Source organism: Peptoclostridium litorale DSM 5388 (assembly GCF_900141635.1).
Taxonomy (GTDB): Bacteria; Bacillota; Clostridia; order Peptostreptococcales; family Peptostreptococcaceae; genus Peptoclostridium; species Peptoclostridium litorale.
In genome coordinates, this window is the sequence record NZ_FSRH01000003.1 from 104804 (window position 1) to 126632 (window position 21829).

The window sequence follows — 21829 nt, forward strand, 5'->3', positions numbered from 1 at the left end:
CTATGAAAACTTTTGGAAATTATGAAGTGATACAAAACAGTCTGCACCTGCATGGACACAGCATGAAAGAACTTGCAAACGAATACGGAACGCCACTTTATGTATATGATGAAAATTACATAAGGGAGAATGCGAGAAGATACAGGGAAAGCTTTGAACAGGGAAAAAACATAGTGACATATGCCGGAAAGGCATTCCTCACTGTTGAAATGTGCAGGCTTGTAAAGGAAGAGGGGCTTTCGCTGGATGTTGTTTCTTCAGGAGAACTTTACGCAGCTAAAAGAGCAGGTTTCCCTATGGAAAAAATATATTTCCACGGAAACAACAAGACTAGAGAGGAAATCGCCATGGCAGTAGAGCTTGGGGTTGGAAGATTCATAGCCGACAACTTCAGGGAGCTAAGGCTCATAGACGAGATAGCGGGTGAAATGGGCAAGACTTCAAATGCAATACTCAGAATAGCGCCGGGGATAGAGGCCCACACCCATGAATATATAAAGACGGGCATGATAGACACCAAGTTCGGATTCTCAATAGTTGAAAAGGAATACCTGAAGGCTGCAAAGGCTGCAGAAGTGCTTCCAAACGTGGAGCTAAAGGGAATACACTGCCACATAGGGTCCCAGATATTCGAGGTTCAGCCGTTTTACGACGCGGCACTTGCAATGCTTGGAATACTAAAGGAGATAAACGAGGAGATAGGCAGGGAACTTGAAGAGCTTGACCTTGGCGGAGGATTTGGATGCTACTATGTAGAGGGAGACGATCCTCTTGAGATAGAAGAGTATGTTGACATAATACTAAGGGGAGTAGCAGAAGGCATAGAAAAGCTAGGGATGAAAGAGCCAAGGCTTATAATAGAGCCTGGAAGGTCGATGGTGAACAACGCCGGAGTCAACCTTTACACTGTGGGGGCTATAAAGGAGATTCCGGGAGTCAGAAAATATGTGTCTGTTGACGGGGGAATGACTGACAATATAAGGCCAGCTCTTTACCAGGCGGAGTACACCGCAGTCATAGCGGACAGGGTGGAAAGCGACGAGAAAGAACTTGTGACGATAGCAGGAAAGTGCTGCGAAAGCGGAGACGTTCTTATAAACAACATAGAAATGGCCAAGATGGAGGAAGATGACATACTTGCGCTTCTATACACTGGGGCTTATGGCTATTCCATGGCAAGCAACTACAATATGCTGAGAAGGCCGGCTGTAATATTCGTGAGCGACAGCGGAATAAAGACAGTTGTAAAGAGGCAGACATACGAAGACCTTCTTATGGGTCAGGAGTAGTATTTACGGTTTACGGGGGATATAGCGAACGGGTTTGAGTGGAACATAACTGTAATTTACAGGATAGACAGAATCCACGCTCACTGCAACCTTAGCAAAGTTTGAGTGGAACATAACTGTAATTTACAGTGGAAGAGATTAATGGAAAAGAAAATTTTGAGCAGTGTGTGTGGTAAGAATGAATCAATTGGGATTCAGTAATATAAATAAAAGATATAAACCAGGATCAAAATGAAAAAACCGGGATCTCCCGGTTTTTTTGCTTACTGAAAGACTTGATTGATGTTTATATATAATTTGAATTATGTTTCAATATGAAGTATATGGCTTGCGAGCTCCGAAGGAGTAAACGGCCTTTAAATTGCGATTTGAGATTTCTATAATATCTCTCATACAGCTCTGAATTCCGCAAAACTTTGAAACTCGCTGCTCTCAGACAGTCAAAGTTTTTAGCGGCTTCAGACTGCATTTTGATAAGAAATCTTACAAATCTTATTAAATCAGGCCTTTTTATTCCGTTCGGGCTCGCTTTTGCAAGGTGGGATAATATGGGAAGAAACAAATGAAGATAGACTTAAAAGGACAAATATAGAAAATTAAATTATATTCTAGATGTTAAAAGATGCTTCAGAGTGTCCTTTTTTCATGACGATACACGTAAACAAAAACATTTGATTTCTTTTGCAGTAAAATATATTAAAATTTACATAGTTTTATTATCAAGTATCAATGTTTAAATTCGATAAATAATCTGAATGTGTAAATGAAAATATCAATGTCTTTTCACAAGAACATGCCATTGGCGGTTTTCGCGCATTGCAGAATCCCGAGGAATGGCTAGGCCGGTTTTATGAAGTTTTGTAAGTTTTCCAAATTGAAATGCACGCTTGAATTCGTTGGGGTTTTGGACTGTTTGAGCGAAGCGAGTTTTCAAAATTCCCGAAATTCAGCAGTGAATGAGATTGTGGAAAACTCAAAACGAAAGATAGCGGCCGTTTATTCCTCGGGATTCCATTATCCCAAAAATGATTTGTGAAATTGCCCGAGAAATTGGGTATGCATTTATTGGGTTCTCTTACTGTTTTTGAGTATTGATTATACTGCGATTTGGGTATAAAATAGATATTAAGTGTACGCGAAAACCACATCAAAGGAGAATGAGTGTAATGCATACAAAGACAGATGTATCTGTGACGTTCGACGAAATACTAAAGGCAAAGGAAATTGTAGACAAAGTTGCAATAAATACAAGATTGTATGAATGTCCAAACCTTTCAAAGCTTACAGGAAACAATGTGTTTTTAAAGACTGAAAACCTTCAAAAAACCGGAGCATTCAAGATAAGGGGAGCGTTCAACAAGATTGCAAACCTTACAGAAGAAGAAAGAAAATGCGGGGTCATAGCGTCAAGCGCTGGAAACCATGCGCAGGGAGTCGCACTTGCGGCAAGCGAATATGGAATAGACTCTACAATAGTAATGCCTGCAACGGCTCCACTTGCAAAGGTCAAGGCTACAAGAGGATACGGAGCCCAGGTTGTGCTTCATGGGGACGTTTACGACGATGCATACCTTAAGGCCGTGGAGATACAGAAGGAGACAGGCGCGACTTTCGTGCACCCGTTTAACGACCCGCACGTAATAGCTGGTCAGGGAACAATAGGTCTTGAAATACTTGAAGAGCTTGAAAACGTCGATGTAATACTTGTTCCAATAGGAGGAGGCGGACTCATTTCGGGAATAGCCATAGCTGCAAAGACAATAAAGCCCTCTGTGAAGATAATAGGAGTTGAGGCTGCACAGGCGGCGTCAATGTACAGCTCGAGAAGGGCGAGAAAGATAGTGACTCTTGATTCGGCTTCGACTATAGCAGACGGAATAGCGGTAAAACAAATAGGCGATGTTACTTACGAAATAATAGAAAAATATGTGGATGATATAGTTACAGTTGAAGAGGATGAAATCGCACAGGCTATACTTTACCTTATGGAAAAGAACAAGATAGTCGCAGAAGGCGCTGGAGCTGTTACTACGGCGGCGCTTATGAACGAAAAGATATGGGAAAAGGGAAAAAATGTAGTGGCTGTCGTTTCAGGAGGAAACATAGACATAAACATGATGTCTAAAATAGTGGACAAGGCTCTTATGAAAGAGGGAAGAAGATTCTACTTCCACACAATGATACCTGACAAGCCGGGAGAGCTTATGAAGGTGATACAGCTTGTATCGGAGCTCAATGCAAACATATTCTCGATAAACCAGACAAGACTTAAGGACTTTGTCCCAATAGGCACTCAGGAGATCGAGGTCGTGCTTGAAACATTTGACGAGGAGCACATGGAGAAGATAGTGAGCGAGCTTAGAAGACATGGATATACTATACTGCTGTAGGCAAAAACCATGTGAAATCAATATGAATTTAATTTTATTTAAATAAATTAAATAATCTTTATGCAAAGTGGTATTTATAATATAATGAGGTTAGCCAATATTTAAATATAATAAAAACTGGAGGTATATTTAGATGAAAAAAGAGATAATAAGTACAAGCAAGGCGCCAGCGGCAGTGGGACCATATTCTCAGGCTGTGAAGGCTGGAAACATGCTTTTTGTTTCAGGACAGATTCCTTTCATACCTGAGACTATGGAGCTTGTATCAGAAGACGTTAAAGAGCAGACAGCAAGATCGCTTGAAAACGTTAAAGCTATACTTGAAGAAGCTGGATCTTCGTTTGCAGATGTAATAAAGGCTACAGTTTTCATAAAGGACATGAACGACTTTGGAAAGATAAACGAAGTTTACGCTGAGTACTTCGGAGAAAACAAGCCTGCAAGAGCTTGCGTTGAAGTGGCTAGACTTCCTAAAGACGTAAAGGTTGAAATAGAAGTTATAGCGTTTGTAGAGTAAAAAAGTTAACAAAAAAATATGGATTGCCGGCACGCAAAGTGCCGGCAATTGTAATATTAAAATTAAAAAGAGAGGTTGAAAATATGAAAAATTATAGCATATTTGATGTCGTAGGGCCTCGTATGATAGGGCCGTCGAGTTCCCATACTGCGGGAGCGGCAAGGATTGCCATAGCGGCTTCCAAAATAGCCAAGGGTAGCATTAAAGAGGTGAAATTCTATCTGCACGGATCTTTTGCACAGACCTACAAGGGGCACGGAACAGACAAGGCGCTTGTGGGAGGAATACTTGGGTTTTCCACTGAGGATGAGAGGATAAGGAATTCATTTGAAATAGCAGACCAAAAGGGTATAAAGTATGAATTCATTCCAACCGACCTTGGGGACGAATTCCATCCAAACACTGTAAAGATGATAATAACAAAAGAAGACGATTCTAAGGTGGAGATAATAGGAGAGTCCATAGGCGGGGGAAACATCAAGATAGTGGGCATAAATGGACTTGATATTGAATTCACAGGCGAGTACTATACACTCATAGTAAAGCAGTGGGATATGCCGGGAGCGGCGGCTCACATAACAAACTGCGTAGCTCAAAATGATGTGAACATAGCGTTTATGAGAATATACAGGGAGGAAAAAGGAAACAACGCATTTACCATAATAGAGGCCGACGAGCCTATATGCCAAAAGGCCATAGACGACATAAAGAGCAACACCCAGCTTATACAGGATGCCTTTGTGGTATCTATATGATACGGTTAAATGTCTGAAAGTTTAAAAAATTTCAAAGAGAAGGTGAGCATCATGAATTTTAAAAATGGAGCAGAGCTTACACAGCTGTGCAAGGACAGCGGGCTTTCAATATCCAAAGTATGCATAGAAAGAGAAGTTGAAATTTCGGCAAGAAGCGAAGAAGAAATAATTGAAGACATGAGAAAGAGCTACGATATAATGAGAAAGGCAATTGAAAAAGGCCAACATGAAGAACTAAAATCCATGGGAGGCCTTATAGGAGGCGAGGCCAAGAAGCTTAAGGACAGAATGAGCCAAAACAGGCCGGTATGTGGAGAACTTATGTCAAAGGCCATGAGCGCTGCCATGGGAGTAATGGAAGTGAATGCATCGATGGGTCTTATAGTAGCCGCACCTACTGCAGGCTCTTGTGGCATTCTTCCAGGAGCTCTTATAACTGTGGGAGATGAATTCGGAAAAAGCGACGAAGAGATAATAAAGGCAATATTTGCCGCTGGAGCCATTGGGATAATAATTACAAGAAACGCTACGGTTTCAGGTGCTGAAGGTGGATGCCAGGCCGAAACGGGAGCTGCTGCTGCCATGGCTGCTGCTGGAATAGTGGAACTTATGGGCGGAAGTGCAGAGCAGGCTCTTGATGCCGCTGCAATATGCCTTAAGAATGTAATGGGGCTTGTGTGCGACCCTATAGCAGGGCTTGTTGAAGCGCCTTGCCAGAAGAGAAATGCGATAGGGGTTGCAAATGCACTTATAAGTGCGGAAATGGTTCTTGCTGGAGTGCCAAGCGTAATACCATTTGATGAAGCTGTTCAGGCAATGTACGAGGTCGGAAGAAGACTTCCGGTTGAGCTTAGAGAGACAGCTCTTGGAGGTGCAGCGAGCACTCCTACAGGCTGCAGGCTTTGCAAACAGATATTTAGTTAAGCCGAAAAGCTTGTACAATTATATGTATGTGCTGCGAAGAATGCATACTATAAAAATCAATAGTAATAGGCGATAAAAAAAAGCCTCCAGCTCATGCTGGAGGCTTTAACTATACTAGCATTTTTTCTTGTTCTAAAAAAGAATCTGATTCCATAATAGTGTATTTTTCAAAATCGGATAGTTCACTTTCCAAATCTGAACTAGCGGAGATTAGCAGTTTGATTCCAAACTTACTAGAAAAGCTTTTAAGTTTTTCAAAGCAAGGCTTAAAATTGCTGGAGCAATCAGGTATTATGTCTTTTATTCCGTCTACGTAAATCTTTTCAATATCATAATTTTCGCCTACCATCCCACACAGGAAGCCATAGAAAGAGTCGATATTATCAAGATTGAATTCGTTTGAGGGAATAAGCCGTATATTTCTATGTAGTTCATGCATATGCCTGTTATCACTGTCTATAAAGACTATTTCACCTTTTGAGTTCAAAATGTCTTTGTTAGCCATTCTGATCATCTTTTTTGTCTTACCTGAGCCAGCCTTGCCTAGTAATAATTTTACCATTGGAATCTCCTCCTTTAAAAAATAAAAAATGGACTTCATTATGAAAATTCCCCAAAAGGCTATGCGCTAAACAAGAATGACAAAAAAGAGTTAATTTTGTTTAGAGTAGTACTTATAATTTTTGTTCTTTTTTTTTCTCTTTTTCCTCAGCACATTAATGTTCACAAATCTTACCATGAAACATAGTGAGATTAGCGATGCTGCAAGTATGAGCAGGTATTTAAGCAGCTTGAGCACAATGTTTTTGGCCATGGAAAGAAGTGAAAGTGAATTCAAATCCGAAACCGATATGAGGTTTTCTTTGGATGAAAGCGTATCGGCCTTGTATATTTCGACGTATCCAACTATATCGCCGCTTTTAAGGGGTGGCTTTATGTCCTCGTTTAGAACTATATTGTATTTGAGATTAAGTGAATCTAGGGTCTGGCCATTTTCGACTACAAATCCTATGTCCCTGCTTAGTGAGTACTTAAGCTTTTTCTCTTTTGAAAAAAATATATCTTTTTCCCCAAGTACCTTATCTTTAGAAATGTATTGCTCGAAATGGTAGTTTTCAAAGCCAAAGTCTATAATGGTTCTTGAGTCAAGATATACATTGGAACCCTGTGATTTTAATATGACTGATACGAGTCTCATTCCGTCTTTTTCACCGGAGCTTATAAGGCAGTTTCCGGCTGCGTTTGTATAGCCTGTCTTTATGCCGTCTATCAAATCATATTTTATGTTAATCCACTGGTTTCTGTAATTTATCTGGTTACCGCCACCTGTGCCCCAAAGAAATCTGTTTGAATTCTTGTATACTCTCCACACAGGGGTCTGCTCGGTTGGAGCCAGTTTGACATCTTTGGACTTTACTATCCGTCTAAACTCGTCGTGTTGCATAGCTTCACTTGCTATCAGGGCAAGGTCGTATGCACTTGTATAGTGGTTTTCATCAGGCATTCCATTAGGATTGTTAAAATGGGTAGTCTTACAGCCGAGTTCTTTTGCCCTGTTGTTCATAAGGTCTTTGAATTCGTCTATGGAGCCGCCTATGTGGTTTGCAAGAGCGACTGCGGCGTCATTTACAGAACGTATTAGCATGAACTCGAGAAGCTGTCTTACAGTAAAGGATTCTCCCTGTTTTATGTACATGCTACTTCCGCCTACATTAGAAAGATCGTAATCTATATTGACGATTTCATCCAGATTTTTGCAGTTCTCAAGGGTTAAAAGAGCAGTCATGACTTTTGTGGTCGACGCAGGATACATTTTTTTGAAGGCATTTTTGTTGTAGAGTATCTCTTTGGCCTGATAATCGATGAGGACTCCTGCTTCACTTGTTATATCCGGTGCTGCAGGGGTCTGTGCATTTGAAATGACAATACTTGAAAGCACTATTGATATGGACATTAAAATGGCAAAAATCTTTTTCTTCATAAAATCTCTCCTGACTAGTGTATATGTGTGTCTTTGGTAACTATATTTTAAATGCACTACTGGCGCATTATTAGTCTGCATTATAAAACTTTTCTAAAAAAAAGACAATTTTAGTATAACATATTTTGAAAAAATGGGTAATAAGCAAAATGAGGTGATTGAGTTGGAGTTTAAAACAGATAAGAATAAAATGATTGCAGGATTGCTTGTGATTATAATCATTGTGATTGCATTTAAAAACAATTCACAGCGGGAAGTGCACGTCATAAGCTCTGAAAAGGAATCTTTACAGGAAAAAGTGCAATCTGAACAGGAAACTTCTGAATATGATCGGGAGCCTGAAGAAGTGGCTGCTCGTATAAAGGTATATGTAAGCGGCGAGGTCAAAAACTATGGAGTTATAGAGATGAGTAGAGATGCAAGACTTGTAGATGCTGTTGAAAAACTTGGAGGCCTTACAGAGTATGCGGATGTGAACAGGGTGAATCTGGCTCAACGGCTTGAGGACGGGGGGCACTACATAGTTCCCAAAATAGGAGAGAATATTGATGTTCAAAATGAATATCAGATGCAAAGTAACGGCGCAAATGATGAGGATAATGCCAAGATAGATATAAATACTGCTGACGCAATCAGGCTCAAAGAGCTTCCAGGAATAGGGGATGCAATAGCCCAAAGGATAATAGAGTACAGAGAGCAAAATGGAAAATTCAAATCCATAGACCAGATAAAGAATGTTTCTGGGATAGGGGATAAAAAATTCGAGGGCATAAGGGATATGATAAGAGTTGAATAAAAAGCACGCATGCGATCAAAAACCGTTATAAATATTAGTCTGTAGAAAATAAAAAATTTTAATCATGAAACAGATGATCAAATTTATTAATGTATCAAAATGAGTACGTGCATTTGAAGGTACATCAAAATGAGTGATTTGAGTGTGTTTGCGGTGGAATAAAAAACTTATTTACAGACCTTTCCAGTTCGTGGGGGGTCTTTTGCTTTTTTATGCGTGGTATGCTATTTTTAAAGGGTTTTTTTTATGATATATTAGTATCTAGTGATAATTGAATAGAATATAGGAGTGATAATTTTGAAGGGTAAAGAGATAAGACTTACTCAAATGGTTTCAGCATCAGGCTGAGCCGCGAAAATAGGGCCAGAGGATCTGGCAAAGGCGCTTTCGCAGCTTACGCAGGTGGACAATGAAAACCTTATAATAGGCTTTAATACGGCGGATGATGCTGCGGTATATAAATTAGATGAGCAAAAGGCTTTAATACAGACTTTGGACTTTTTCACCCCGGTTGTAGATGATCCTTATCTTTTCGGGCAGATAGCGGCTACAAATTCTCTTTCCGACGTGTATGCAATGGGAGGAAAGCCTATAGTTGCAATGAACATAGTTTGTTTTCCGTCTTGTCACGATATGGGAGTGCTTGGACAGATATTAAAGGGGGGCTCTGACAAGGTTGCTGAGTCTGGGGCTGTACTTGTAGGAGGACACACGGTGGACGACAAGGAGCCTAAATACGGACTTTCTGTATCGGGACTTGTGCATCCTGACAAGGTACTTGCAAATGCAAGCGCTAAAAAGGGAGATATTCTTATTCTTACAAAGCCTGTAGGGACAGGAATAGTCAACACTGGAATAAAGGCCGACATGGTTCAAAAGAGCACCGAAGAAGAGGCTGTAAGGATAATGGCCCATTTGAACAAGTATGCGGCAATGGCATTTGATCATGTAGCTGTAAATGCGGCTACGGACATAACCGGATTTGGATTTTTAGGACATGCAATGGAGATGGCCAAGGGTTCCGGCCTTACAATAGAGATAGACTCTTCAAAAGTGCCTGTGATGTCAGAAGCGGAAGATCTTGCCAAAATGGGAATAATACCTGCAGGAATGTATAAAAACAGAAACTATATACAAAAAGACGTAAGGGCAGAGGGCATAAAAGAGCATATAATGGACATACTCTATGATCCTCAAACCTCGGGAGGTCTTTTGGTTTCAGTGCCTGAGGAGCACGCGCAGGAACTAGCTCGAAAGATGCTCCAAAATGGAAGCCTGGCAGCTAGCATAGTCGGAAGGGTTGTAGACAAGGAAGAAAGCTATATAAGGGTAATTTAGAGTGAAGCGGCAAAACATCCAAACGGCATAAAAGGCTCATTGAGCTTGGCTGGGCGAATTTGTATATGACGGACCTAATTAATGAGGCTTTTTATAGCCTCATTAATTTTTGCTGTCCACATATGTGTTGGTATTACAGGTTTTATGATATATTTATGGTATACAGTTAAAAAATAAAATATTATTCAAAGGAGTGCAATTTATAAATGGATAGAAGAAGACTTTTTGCAAATCTGCCTTCAGTGGACAAAATGCTGAGCCATCCGCGTGTTATAGAGCTTGAAGGCCAGTATCCAAGGACGCTACTGGTTGACATCATAAGGGCGGAGATAGACGGCTGCAGGAGCAAAATACTCAGCCTTACAGAGGATGAAATGGAGAGCTTTAGCATTGAAGTTGACGAGCTTGTTCAAAACATAAAAAATGAGATTGAAAGAGAGTACGCACTAAATCTCACAAGAGTTATAAACGCTTCTGGAGTGGTTGTTCATACAAACCTTGGAAGGTCCCCTCTTTCAGAAGAAATAAAGGAAGACATGTGGGAAATCGCATCGAGGTATTCGAATCTCGAGTATGACATTCAAAGCGGTGGCAGGGGATCGAGATATTCTCACCTTGAAGACATAATAAGAAAGATCACAGGTGCGGAAGATGTTCTTGTTGTGAATAACAATGCAGCTGCGGTAATGCTTGTTCTAAGTACAATGGCGAAGGGGAAAGAGGTAATAACATCAAGGGGAGAGCTTGTTGAAATAGGAGGTTCTTTCAGGATACCTAGAGTCATGGAGGAGAGCGGAGCAAAGCTTGTGGAGGTTGGAACAACAAACAAGACATATGCGGCTGATTATGAAGACGCGATAACTGAAGACACAGGTGCTCTTTTGAAGGTTCACACAAGCAACTACAGGGTTGTAGGATTCACCGACACTCCGGGGCTTAGAGAACTTAAGGACCTTGGAGAAAAATACGATATCCCTGTAATAGAAGACCTTGGAAGCGGACTTTTTGTCGATCTTTCGAAATACGGCATAACTTACGAGCCTACGGTTATGGATTCTCTGAAAAACGGAGCAGACGTAGTTACTTTCAGCGGGGACAAGATACTTGGAGGACCGCAGGCTGGAATAATTGTTGGAAAAAAGGAATATATACAAAAAATGAAGAAAAACCAGCTTACAAGGGCTCTTAGAGTCGATAAGCTTATAATATGCGCACTTGAAGCGACTATGAGGCTTTACCTTGAGGAAGATATGGCCCTTAAAAAAGTGCCTACGCTGAGAATGCTGACATACAAGATAGAAGAAATTGAGGAAAAGGCAAACAGGCTTTACTCGCTTATAGAAAAAGCCCATATAAGCGCCGACGTAAAAATAGAAACAGGCTATTCTCAGGTTGGAGGGGGTTCTCTTCCGCTTGAAAGAATAGAAAGCAGGGTTATATCCATAGTTCCAGAGAACATGAGTGTTTCAAAGCTTGAAGAAGAGATGAGGCTTTCGCAGGACCACGTTATTGCAAGAATATACGATGAAAAGTATGTGCTTGACGTTAGGACTTTGTTTGACGAGGAGTTTGAGATAGTGTGCGACAGGCTTAAAAAAATACTTGGATAGGGGTGCTATATGAAAAACATAATAATAGGAACGGCAGGTCATATAGACCATGGAAAGACAACACTTATAAAGGCGCTTACCGGAAAAGAGACGGACAGGCTTAAAGAAGAGAAGAAAAGGGGTATATCTATAGACCTTGGCTTTACGTATTTCGACCTTCCAAGCGGTAAAAGGGCCGGTATAATAGATGTTCCAGGGCACGAAAAATTCGTAAAGAACATGCTTGCAGGAGTCCACGGCATGGACGTGGTACTGCTTGTGGTTGCGGCAGACGAGGGTGTTATGCCCCAGACCCTTGAGCACCTTGAGATACTCAACTTCCTTGACATTAAAAAGGGCCTTGTCGTAATAACCAAGGCCGACACTGTTGATGAGGAGTTTAAAGAGCTTGTAAAGGAAGACATAATGGAAAAGCTTGAAGGCACATTCCTTGAAGATGCAGAGATAATGGAGGTCGACTCCATAAGCCATAAGGGAATACCGGAACTGTCTGAGAAGATAGACGTTATTACAGAAGGCCTTAGTGAGAAGAACCTGGATGCAAATCCGAGACTTAGCATAGACAGGACTTTCAGCATAAAGGGATTTGGAACCGTAGTAACAGGTACGCTTATGGAAGGCAAAATGAATGTAGACGACGAGATGATGATATATCCAAATGAAATAAAGACTAAGATAAGAAGCGTTCAGGTGCACGGCGAGTCGCAAAAGACGGCCTATGCGGGCCAAAGGGTTGCGATAAACCTTGCTAACGTCAAGGTCGAGGAAATTGAAAGAGGTGACGTCCTGGCAAAACCGAATTCAATGAGCAGTTCAATGATGATAGATGTAAAGCTTAAGATAATTAAAAACACTGAAAGAAGCCTCAAGTACTGGGACAGGGTGAGAGTATACCACGGAGCCAAGGAAATACTTGCAAGGGTTGCCCTTATAGACAGAGAAGAGCTTACAGCAGGAGAAGAGTGCTACTGCCAGCTTAGGCTTGAAGACCATATAGTGGCTAAAAAAGACGACAGGTTTGTAATAAGGTTCTATTCACCTATGGAAACCATAGGTGGAGGGGTAATACTTGAAACAAATCCTAAAAAGCACAAGAGATATGATGAAGAGGTAATAAACACGCTTACAATGAAGGAAAGCGGAGACATTGACTATATGGTAGAAGAAAACATAAGGAGCAGCTCTTCTCAGTATCCGGGGCTTAAGGAACTTGCAAAGCAGCTTGGGGAAAGCGAAGAAAAGCTTGCTGAAATAATAGAAGGTCTTTGCTCTGAAAACAGAGTAGTCAACATAAATGGTTCATATATCCACGTGCAGCACTATGGAAAGCTTAAGGAAAAGGCGCTGGCAGTGCTTGGCGAATTCCATGCAGCCAACAGGCTGAAAAAGGGAATAGTAAAGGAAGAGCTAAGATCGAGAGTTGAAAGCAAGCTCAAGAGCAAGGATTTTGATGTGCTTCTTGACATAATAAAGGGAGACGGAGATATAAAGATAGTTGAAAATACTGTTTCACTTTCGGGCTTCAATGTTGTGTTTGGCGATAAAGATATCCAGATAAAGAATGAAATAGAAAAGAGCATAAAAACAGGGGGCTACGCTCCGCCTGTAGTTTCAGAACTTACGGGAGGAAGGGATGAGTATCAAAAGGTTCTCGAGGCGCTTATAGGATATACCCTTGTGAGGGTTTCAGATGATGTTGTCTACCACAAGGACGAGTATCAAAAGGCTGTGGAGTCTGTGAAAGCGCATTTGAGTTCAAATGGCGAAATAACACTTGCGGAGTTTAGGGACATGATAGGTGCAAGCAGGAAATATGCAATGCTTCTGCTTGAAGATTTCGACAGAAACAAGATAACCAAGAGAGTCGGAGAAAAAAGGGTGTTGTTTTAGGATTGATAATATGAAATCTGACTAAATTCAGATACATTAAACTGCTTTTGCCTGAGGTACAAAAAAGGCCTTCAGGGGCCTTTTTGTCCTCTGCATAATACATAGACTGAATGGCCAGGCGCTTAAATACGTGCGGCAACTGGCTGATATCAAGCTGTATGTGGATTTTTGAATAAATATATAAAAATTGAATAAAAAAGTGTTGAACATCAAAAAAACCTATGATATACTATAAAAGTCCTCAAGGGAAGGGCAAACAACATATGGGAGTAGATGAGTGCTGGTGTGCTCTCTGGTCTTCAAAACCAGTACGGGGGGTTAAGAGCTTCCTGGGTGGGTTCGATTCCCACGTATTCCCGCCAATATAGTAGTAATAGACCTTTTGAAAAAAAGGTCTTTATTTATTTCCGGGGTTGTTATAAAATTATCTTGCATAATTCATAAGGGATTTGTATAATCAAAAGTGGTGACAAAAGCAACGATTATATGACGCATTAATCAAAGCGCAGCCTTATATTTCATAATTAAATACACATGTTAAAAATTAAATTTTGAAATTAACGGCGAAATAGGTTAAAATATGAATTATGGGCATAGGCATTCAGAAAAGTCGAAAAAGTTTGATTATTTATTTAATCAGCTTTAAAATAATAATTAAAAGTCAAGGAGGAGTAATTATAATGAACGTTTTAGTAATAAACTGCGGAAGTTCATCTCTTAAGTACCAACTTATAAACATGGAAAACGAAGAGGTAATGGCAATAGGCCTTACTGAAAGAATAGGAATCGAAGGATCTAGAGTGGTACATAAAACTAGCGGAGAAAAGACAATCATAGAAGAGCCTATGAAAGACCACAGAGACGCTCTTAGGATAGTTCTAAACGCGATAGTTGATCCTAAGATCGGCGCTGTTAAGGACATGAAGGAAATATCTGCGGTTGGACATAGAGTTGTTCACGGCGGAGAGAAATTTGCAGAATCAGTTATTATAACTGACGAAGTTAAAAAGGCTATACAAGACTGTGCAGAGCTTGCACCACTTCACAACCCAGCAAACCTTATGGGAATAGACGCTTGCGAAGAAATACTTCCAGGAGTTCCACAGGTAGCTGTATTCGACACTGCATTCCACCAGACAATGCCAAAGGCTTCATACCTTTACGGACTTCCATACGAGCTTTATGAGAAGCATGGAATAAGAAAATACGGATTCCACGGAACATCTCACAAGTATGTAGCTCAAAAAGCAGCAGCTCTTATGGGCAAAGAAATGGCAGACCTTAAGATAATAACTTGCCACCTAGGAAACGGAGCAAGTATAACTGCTGTTGATGGCGGAAAGTCTATAGACACTTCAATGGGCCTTACTCCACTTGAGGGATCTATAATGGGAACAAGATGCGGAGACCTTGACCCAGCTATAGTTACATTTATAATGGAAAAAGAAAATCTTGATGTAGCTGCTGTTAACAACCTTGTAAACAAGAAGTCAGGAATACTTGGAATGTCTTGCGTAAGCAGCGACTTCAGAGACGTTGAAGAAGCAGCTGATGCAGGAAACGAAAAAGCTCAGGTTGCGCTTGACGCATTCGCTCAAAGAGTTAAGAAGTACATCGGTGCTTACATGGCAGAAATGGGCGGAGCGGATATAATAGTATTCACAGCTGGACTTGGAGAGAACTCGATATCTATGAGAGCTAAGATATGCGAAGGACTTGAAGGAATGGGAATAAAGATGGATGCTGAGAAGAACAACGTAAGAGGAAAAGAGACTGTTGTAAGTACAGACGACTCTGCTATAAAGGTAGCTGTAATACCTACAAACGAAGAACTTATGATAGCAAAAGACACTGCGGCACTTGTAAAATAAGTATTTTACGGTATTCAAACAAAAGGCGGACCCATGTCCGCCTTTTATTTCTGTGAGGCTGTTTGTCTATCAAGTAAAAATACTTGACAAAAAACTTTGGAGTTTGTATAATTAATTTGGCAATTCATTGAGGTGATTTAATGATAAATATAAGTTTAGAAAAGCTCAAGTCCAGAGAGATAAATGTTATGGAGCTTGACTTTGCAGAACATTTGGATCACATAAGTGTAGATGGTAGACAGATATCCATACTTTCGCCGCTTGAAATCAAAGGCGAGATAGTGAATACTACCGAAGGTATGTATCTGGAATGCAATATCAAGACTACAATAGAGGACTTTTGCAGTAGGTGCCTTAAGGAGATGCAAGTCGAAATAGACTCCAATGTCCAGGGATTCCTTGTTGAAAAAGATAAGGGGTTTTTGGAGGCGGAAGAAGATATCTTTGTTTATCATGGGGACAGTCTTAATTTTTATAAGATAATAGTAGATGCAATTGCATTGAATGTTCCCCAGAAGCTGCTGTGCAGCGAAGACTGCAAAGGATTGTGCCCTGGGTGTGGGGCCGATTTGAATGTAGAGGAGTGCAGATGCAGCGAAGAAGAAAAAGATGAAAGACTAATAGATCCTCGCTTAGCAAAATTAAAAGATTTACTGTAAAAGCAGAATATGGGAGGTAATATCAATGGCAGTACCAAAGCGTAAAACAGGAAAATGCGATACTCGTTCAAGAAGAGCGGCAAACATGAAAATGGTGGCTCCAGGATTTGTTTCTTGTCCAAATTGTCATGAGCCAAAGATGCCACACAGAGTTTGTCCTGAATGTGGACACTACAAAGGCAAAGAAGTAGTAGTATCAGAATAATGAAAAAGGGCATGTAGTATAAACTACATGCTTTTTTTTTCAAAATTTGGAATTGGAATGGGTATGCCCATTTGCACATGATTTGAAAAACTGTTATGGGTTAATATATCCTTATAATATAAATTTGATTTGAGAGCAATTTGTTTTTATCGGGGTGACATTATGAAAAAAAAGAAAAAGCATGAAAGACAAAGAGAACTCTTGGAAATGCTTGAAAAAGACCCTTTTTATACAGATGAAGAGCTATCGGATTATTTTGACGTGAGTATACAGACTATAAGGCTTGACAGGCTCACATTAGGCATACCCGAGCTGAGAGAGAGAGTCAAAAAGATTGCAGAGAGCAATGTTGTTAAAGTGAAGACGCTTTTAGGCAAAGAAATAGTGGGAGAGCTTATAGATCTTGAAATAGGTAACTTTGGAATATCCATACTCGAAACAAGCAAAGAGATGCTCTATAGCAAGACTGATATTGTAAAGGGCCACTATATATTTGGACAGGCAGAATCTCTTGCTATGGCGGTTGTAGATGCTCCAGTGGTGCTTCTAGGGGTTGCAAACATAAAGACCATAACGCCTATAAAATCAGAAGAAAGGCTCATAGCAAAGGCTGAGGTCGTTAAAAGGCGTGATAAAAAACATTACGTTCACGTTAAGATATTCAACAAGAAACAGGAACAGGTGTTTAGAGGAAAATTCATATTTGATGAACTGGAAGACGGGGAGGCTTGAAATTGAAAATAGCTGTAGATGGAATGGGTGGAGATAACGCACCTTTTTCTACAGTAAAAGGTGCTGTAGATGCTATAAAGGAGCTTGAGGTGGAAATAATACTTACCGGTGACAGTGAAGAACTGGAAAAGGAACTCCTCAAATATGAATACGATAAAAGCAGGATACAGGTAGTACATACGAGCCAGAAAATAGAAAATGAAGACAAGCCGGTAAAGGCGATAAGAGCCAAAAAGGACTCATCAATGGTTGTAGCCATGCAGCTTGTAAAGGATAAAAAAGCGGATGCTGTTGTTTCGGCGGGAAACACGGGTGCGCTTTTAGCCGGAGGACTTTTTGTGATTGGGAGAATACGTGGAATAGACAGACCTGCACTTTGTGTATGCCTGCCTACTAAAAAGGGTTTTTCCATAATGCTTGATGCGGGCGCAAATGCCGACTGCAAGCCACTGAACATAAGACAGTTTGCACTTATGGGCTCCATATATTCAAGCAAGGTCATGAATGTTGAAAAACCTGTAGTCAAAATAGTCAATGTCGGATCTGAGGAAGGAAAGGGAAACGAGCTTACAAAGCAGTCAAGCGAGCTTCTTAAATCTGAAAAGGGCATAATATTTGGCGGAAACATAGAGGCGAGAGATATTCCGAGCGGACAGGCGGATGTAATAGTATGTGACGGGTTTACAGGAAATGTTGTACTCAAGCTTATTGAAGGGGTGGCGGGATTCTTGATGTCAAACCTAAAAGATGTTTTTATGAGCAGTCTAAAGAGTAAAATTGCAGCTCTTCTTGTAAAAAAAGACCTTTCAGACATGAAAAAAAGGCTTGACTATTCGGAGTACGGAGGAGCTCCACTCATAGGAGTGGACGGCGCGCTCATAAAGGCTCACGGAAGTTCGGACTCGAATGCCTTTAAGAATGCAATAAGGCAGGCGGCAGGCTATGCAAAAGCAAATGTGGTAGGCGATATATCGGATAGCATGGTTTCGCTTGAAAACGAATAATTATGCCCATTAACATGTATATGCCAATCTAAAAATTTCTTGATTTTTAAATTTAAATATTATATAGTAGACATTAGTAGTAGGTGCTAATATTAACTATTATAATGAAAACAAACTATGTAGCATGGTTTTAATAGAGATTGGGAGCTGGTACATCATATGAACAGAAAAGCTGGAGTAATAGGGATAGGCGGTTATGTGCCCGACAAGATACTTAGCAATTTTGACATGGAAAAGATTGTGGACACATCTAATGAGTGGATAGTCACAAGGACAGGCATAAGGGAAAGAAGAGTCTCGACCGAAGATCAGGCGACATCGGACCTTGCTGCAGTAGCGGCCCAAAGAGCTATTGAGAGTGCCGGCATAAGCGCTAAAGAGGTCGAACTCATAATTGTTGCTACGCTTACGCCAGATTCGAATATGCCATCGACTGCATGCATAGTTCAAGATAAAATAGGAGCTGTAAATGCTGCGGCATTTGACCTGGGAGCTGCATGCACGGGATTCATATATGCCATGGTTGTAGGGAAACAGTTTGTTGAAAGCGGAGTTTACAAGAATGTACTTGTAATTGGGGCTGAAGCTATGTCAAAAGTGCTTGACTGGGAGGACAGATCTACATGTGTCCTTTTTGGTGATGGAGCGGGTGCAGCTCTTCTTGGAGTGGTTGATGAGGAAGAAGGCATACTTTCATTTGAACTGGGTTCTGATGGAAGCGGACATGACTGCCTGAAAATACCTGCGGGAGGATCTAGAATACCTGCGAGCATTGAAAGTGTAAATAGCAGGCTTCATTATCTTACAATGGCAGGGCCTGAAGTATTTAAGTTTGCAGTAAGAGCCATGCCGGGTTCGTCAAAGAGGGTTATTGAAAAGGCAGGCATTGGAATTGAAGATGTGGACGTTATAGTGCCTCATCAGGCGAATATGAGAATACTAGAGGCTTCAGCAAAGAGACTTAAATGTCCTATGGAAAAAATATTCGTAAACCTTGACAAGTATGGAAATATGTCGGGAGGATCGATCCCTTACGCTTTGTATGAAGCCTATACCCAAAACAAGATCAAAAAAGGAGATACTGTCCTTATGGTAGGTTTTGGAGCAGGCCTCACGTGGGGCGCACTGCTTTTAAAGTGGAGTATATAGCTAGCAATGGAGGGAAAATAATTTGAATAGAGTATGTGAAATTTTAAATATAAAGTATCCTATAATACAAGGCGGAATGGCTTGGGTCGCAACTGCAGAACTTGCAGCGGCAGTAAGCAATGCCGGAGGACTTGGAATAATAGCTGCAGGAAATGCTCCAAGCAGTGTGGTTAAAGAAGAAATAAGAAAGATAAAAAACATGACAGACAAGCCGTATGGAGTGAATGTGATGCTGATATCGCCATATGTTGAAGACGTCATGGAAGTTATATATGAGGAAAAGGTTCCGGTTATAACTACTGGAGCGGGAAATCCTGCCAAGTATATAGAAAAGCTAAAGAGCATAGGCACCAAGATAATACCTGTTGTTCCTTCAGTGGCACTTGCAAAGAGAATGGAAAAATATGACGTTGATGCACTCATAGCGGAAGGAACAGAGGCCGGCGGACACATAGGCGAGCTTACGACTATGGTTCTTGTACCGCAGATAGTGGACAGCGTAAGCCTACCTGTAATAGCCGCAGGAGGCATAGGCGACGCAAGAGGAATGGTTGCAAGCTTTGCGCTTGGAGCTGAGGGAGTCCAGATAGGGACAAGATTCGTATGCAGCGACGAGTGCGTAGTGCACGAAAACTACAAGAATGCCATAATAGGGGCCAAGGACAGAGATGCGATAGTCGGCGGAAGGTCGACGGGACACCCAGTAAGAGCCCTCAAGAACAGGCTTATGAAGGAAATGAAAGCGCTTGAAAAAGAAGGCGCGTCAGCTGAAGAGATAGAAAAAAGAGGAATAGGAGCTCTCAGAAACGCAGTTGTAGATGGAGACATGGAAGGCGGCTCTGTAATGGCTGGTCAGATAGCAGGAATGATAAAGGACGTAAAGAGCTGCAAGGCGATAATAGAAGATATAATGGAAGATGCAAAAAATGTAATCGAAAACCTTAAAATATAGGAGGAGTCTTATGGGAAAGCTGGCTCTTGTATTTCCAGGCCAGGGAGCGCAGTACGTTGGCATGGGAAAAGACATATATGAAAATTATGACAAGGCAAAAGAAGTGTTTGAAAAAGGGCAAAAGGCTCTTGGAATGGACATAAATAAACTTATGTTCGAAGGGCCTGAAGAATCACTTTCTCTTACAGAAAACACACAGCCGGCAATACTTATTCACAGTATTGCTATACTAGAAGTGTTAAAGGAAAAGGCCAATATAGAGCCAAAGGCATTTGCAGGACTTTCACTTGGAGAATATTCGGCACTTGTGGCATCAGGGTCATTTGAATTTGAGGATGCCGTAAAGTTTGTAAGAAAAAGAGGAAAGATAATGCAAGAGGCAGTGCCTGAAGGCACAGGATCTATGGCTGCAATACTGGGACTTGACAGAGACATCCTTGACGAAGTCATAAAGGAATGCAGCGTTTACGGAGTTATACAGGCTGCAAACTACAACTGCCCAGGGCAGATTGTAATATCTGGAGAACTAAAGCCGCTTGAAAAAGCTGTGGAGCTTTGCAAGGAAAAAGGGGCAAAGAGGGCAGTGATATTAAATGTAAGCGGGCCTTTCCACTCTTCACTGCTTGACGGGGCAGGCGAAAAACTTAAATCAGAGCTTGAAGCGGTAAACCTGGGAGCTGTAACATATCCTGTGGTTTCAAATGTGACAGGCGATTATGCTGAAAAAGAAGACATAAAGGAGCTTCTTGTAAGACAGGTAAGCTCGTCTGTAATGTGGGAGGACTCTATAGGAAGGCTTATTGACGACGGATTTGATACATTTGTCGAGATAGGGCCTGGAAAGACTCTCTCTTCTTTTATAAAAAAGATATCAAAAAAGAAAAATGCCAAAGTAAGCATTTCTAACATAGACAAGGCTGAAGATATGGAAAAGTTTTTATCCCAAGAATAAAGGGAGGTAAATACATGGACTTAAAAGGTAAGGTAGCTGTAGTTACAGGTGCGTCAAGAGGAATAGGAAAAGCCGTAGCGATAAAGCTTGCATCCCTTGGAGCCGATATTGCAATGAACTATGCGGGGAACGAACAAGCTGCACTTGAGACTAAAAGCGAAGTTGAAGCGCTAGGGGTCAAAGTGATCTGCGAGAAGGTTGATGTATCTGATTTTGATCAGGTTAAAGAATTCATGGACTTTGTCACTAAGGAGTTTGGAAGCATAGACATACTTGTAAACAATGCAGGCATAACAAAGGACACCCTTCTCATGAAGATGAAAGAAGATGACTGGGACAGGGTTATAGATGTAAACCTCAAGGGGGTTTTCAACTGCACAAAGTCAGTGACAAGGCAGATGATGAAGCAAAGAAGCGGCAGAATAATAAACATGACTTCAATAGTCGGAATAACTGGAAATGCTGGACAGAGCAACTACTGTGCGGCCAAGGCTGGAGTCATAGGACTTACAAAAGCCACTGCAAGGGAACTTGCATCAAGAAACATAAATGTAAATGCAATAGCTCCAGGCTTCATAGCGACAGACATGACAGATGTGCTAAAGGATGACATAAAGGATTCAATGCTTGCGAGCATACCGCTTGGAAAGTTTGGAAAGCCTGAAGACATAGCAAATGCAGTGGCATTTTTGGCAAGCGACATGTCGGCTTACATAACTGGACAGGTTATAAATGTAGATGGCGGTTTTGTAATGCAGTAAGCATTAATATATATTAAAAAACTAGCTTAGGCTATTATAAAAAAATAACAAACA

20 protein-coding genes and 1 tRNA gene are annotated in these 21829 nt (G+C 40.9%); 19 read left to right on the forward strand and 2 right to left on the reverse strand.

The features are described from left to right. Positions 1-2 precede the first annotated feature (2 nt). From lysA to sdaAA, 5 genes are all read left to right on the forward strand, one after another. Positions 3-1289: a diaminopimelate decarboxylase gene (gene lysA / locus BUQ87_RS03740; protein WP_038267928.1), complete on the forward strand. Its 1287-nt coding sequence runs from the start codon at positions 3-5 to the stop codon at positions 1287-1289. A gap of 1166 nt (positions 1290-2455) precedes the next feature. After that, positions 2456-3679 (forward strand): threonine ammonia-lyase, encoded by a 1224-nt coding sequence (gene ilvA, locus BUQ87_RS03745; RefSeq protein ID WP_143182393.1) that lies wholly within the window; start codon positions 2456-2458, stop codon positions 3677-3679. A 133-nt stretch (positions 3680-3812) separates the two neighbouring features. Then, entirely contained in the window at positions 3813-4196 is a 384-nt protein-coding gene (locus tag BUQ87_RS03750) for a RidA family protein (RefSeq protein ID WP_038267941.1), read from the forward strand. Positions 4197-4279: 83 nt separating this feature from the next. Beyond that, on the forward strand, positions 4280-4951 hold the full coding sequence (gene sdaAB / locus BUQ87_RS03755; protein ID WP_038267944.1) for an L-serine ammonia-lyase, iron-sulfur-dependent subunit beta: 672 nt from the start codon (positions 4280-4282) through the stop codon (positions 4949-4951). A 51-nt stretch (positions 4952-5002) separates the two neighbouring features. After that, positions 5003-5875 carry an L-serine ammonia-lyase, iron-sulfur-dependent, subunit alpha gene (gene sdaAA / locus BUQ87_RS03760; protein WP_038267947.1) on the forward strand — a complete coding sequence of 291 codons (873 nt, stop codon included), beginning with the start codon at positions 5003-5005 and terminating at the stop codon, positions 5873-5875. Positions 5876-5984: 109 nt separating this feature from the next. On the opposite strand, the gene BUQ87_RS03765 is transcribed toward sdaAA, so the two are convergent. Both BUQ87_RS03765 and BUQ87_RS03770 read right to left on the reverse strand, forming a co-directional pair. Beyond that, positions 5985-6437 (reverse strand): DUF4942 domain-containing protein, encoded by a 453-nt coding sequence (locus tag BUQ87_RS03765; protein WP_052636413.1) that lies wholly within the window; start codon positions 6435-6437, stop codon positions 5985-5987. A gap of 90 nt (positions 6438-6527) precedes the next feature. Then, positions 6528-7856, reverse strand: coding sequence for a D-alanyl-D-alanine carboxypeptidase family protein (locus tag BUQ87_RS03770; protein WP_074210030.1), 1329 nt, complete (start codon positions 7854-7856; stop codon positions 6528-6530). Between the two features lie 133 nt (positions 7857-7989). Between BUQ87_RS03770 and BUQ87_RS03775 the strand changes: the two genes are divergently transcribed. From BUQ87_RS03775 to fabG, 14 genes are all read left to right on the forward strand, one after another. After that, positions 7990-8652: a helix-hairpin-helix domain-containing protein gene (locus BUQ87_RS03775; RefSeq protein ID WP_074210031.1), complete on the forward strand. Its 663-nt coding sequence runs from the start codon at positions 7990-7992 to the stop codon at positions 8650-8652. 327 nt (positions 8653-8979) lie between these two features. Continuing rightward, on the forward strand, positions 8980-9990 hold the full coding sequence (selD, locus tag BUQ87_RS03780) for a selenide, water dikinase SelD (protein ID WP_081823017.1): 1011 nt from the start codon (positions 8980-8982) through the stop codon (positions 9988-9990). 206 nt (positions 9991-10196) lie between these two features. Then, complete coding sequence (selA, locus tag BUQ87_RS03785; RefSeq protein ID WP_038267961.1) at positions 10197-11600, forward strand: L-seryl-tRNA(Sec) selenium transferase; 1404 nt, start codon at positions 10197-10199, stop codon at positions 11598-11600. A 9-nt stretch (positions 11601-11609) separates the two neighbouring features. Next, complete coding sequence (gene selB / locus BUQ87_RS03790) at positions 11610-13490, forward strand: selenocysteine-specific translation elongation factor (RefSeq protein ID WP_038267964.1); 1881 nt, start codon at positions 11610-11612, stop codon at positions 13488-13490. 265 nt (positions 13491-13755) lie between these two features. After that, a tRNA-Sec gene (locus BUQ87_RS03795) sits at positions 13756-13852 on the forward strand. 318 nt (positions 13853-14170) lie between these two features. Then, positions 14171-15361: an acetate/propionate family kinase gene (locus BUQ87_RS03800; RefSeq protein WP_038267966.1), complete on the forward strand. Its 1191-nt coding sequence runs from the start codon at positions 14171-14173 to the stop codon at positions 15359-15361. 140 nt (positions 15362-15501) lie between these two features. After that, on the forward strand, positions 15502-16020 hold the full coding sequence (locus BUQ87_RS03805) for a YceD family protein (protein ID WP_052636419.1): 519 nt from the start codon (positions 15502-15504) through the stop codon (positions 16018-16020). Positions 16021-16045: 25 nt separating this feature from the next. Beyond that, entirely contained in the window at positions 16046-16225 is a 180-nt protein-coding gene (gene rpmF, locus BUQ87_RS03810; protein WP_038267969.1) for a 50S ribosomal protein L32, read from the forward strand. A 162-nt stretch (positions 16226-16387) separates the two neighbouring features. Next, positions 16388-16957 (forward strand): transcription factor FapR, encoded by a 570-nt coding sequence (gene fapR, locus BUQ87_RS03815; RefSeq protein ID WP_038267971.1) that lies wholly within the window; start codon positions 16388-16390, stop codon positions 16955-16957. A gap of 2 nt (positions 16958-16959) precedes the next feature. Beyond that, complete coding sequence (gene plsX, locus BUQ87_RS03820; RefSeq protein ID WP_038267974.1) at positions 16960-17961, forward strand: phosphate acyltransferase PlsX; 1002 nt, start codon at positions 16960-16962, stop codon at positions 17959-17961. Between the two features lie 159 nt (positions 17962-18120). Further along, positions 18121-19110 (forward strand): beta-ketoacyl-ACP synthase III, encoded by a 990-nt coding sequence (locus tag BUQ87_RS03825; RefSeq protein ID WP_038267975.1) that lies wholly within the window; start codon positions 18121-18123, stop codon positions 19108-19110. Between the two features lie 22 nt (positions 19111-19132). Then, on the forward strand, positions 19133-20062 hold the full coding sequence (gene fabK / locus BUQ87_RS03830; RefSeq protein WP_038267977.1) for an enoyl-[acyl-carrier-protein] reductase FabK: 930 nt from the start codon (positions 19133-19135) through the stop codon (positions 20060-20062). A gap of 10 nt (positions 20063-20072) precedes the next feature. Further along, positions 20073-21014 (forward strand): ACP S-malonyltransferase, encoded by a 942-nt coding sequence (fabD, locus tag BUQ87_RS03835; RefSeq protein ID WP_038267980.1) that lies wholly within the window; start codon positions 20073-20075, stop codon positions 21012-21014. A 14-nt stretch (positions 21015-21028) separates the two neighbouring features. After that, on the forward strand, positions 21029-21775 hold the full coding sequence (gene fabG / locus BUQ87_RS03840) for a 3-oxoacyl-[acyl-carrier-protein] reductase (RefSeq protein ID WP_038267982.1): 747 nt from the start codon (positions 21029-21031) through the stop codon (positions 21773-21775). The last annotated feature ends 54 nt before the right edge of the window (positions 21776-21829 follow it).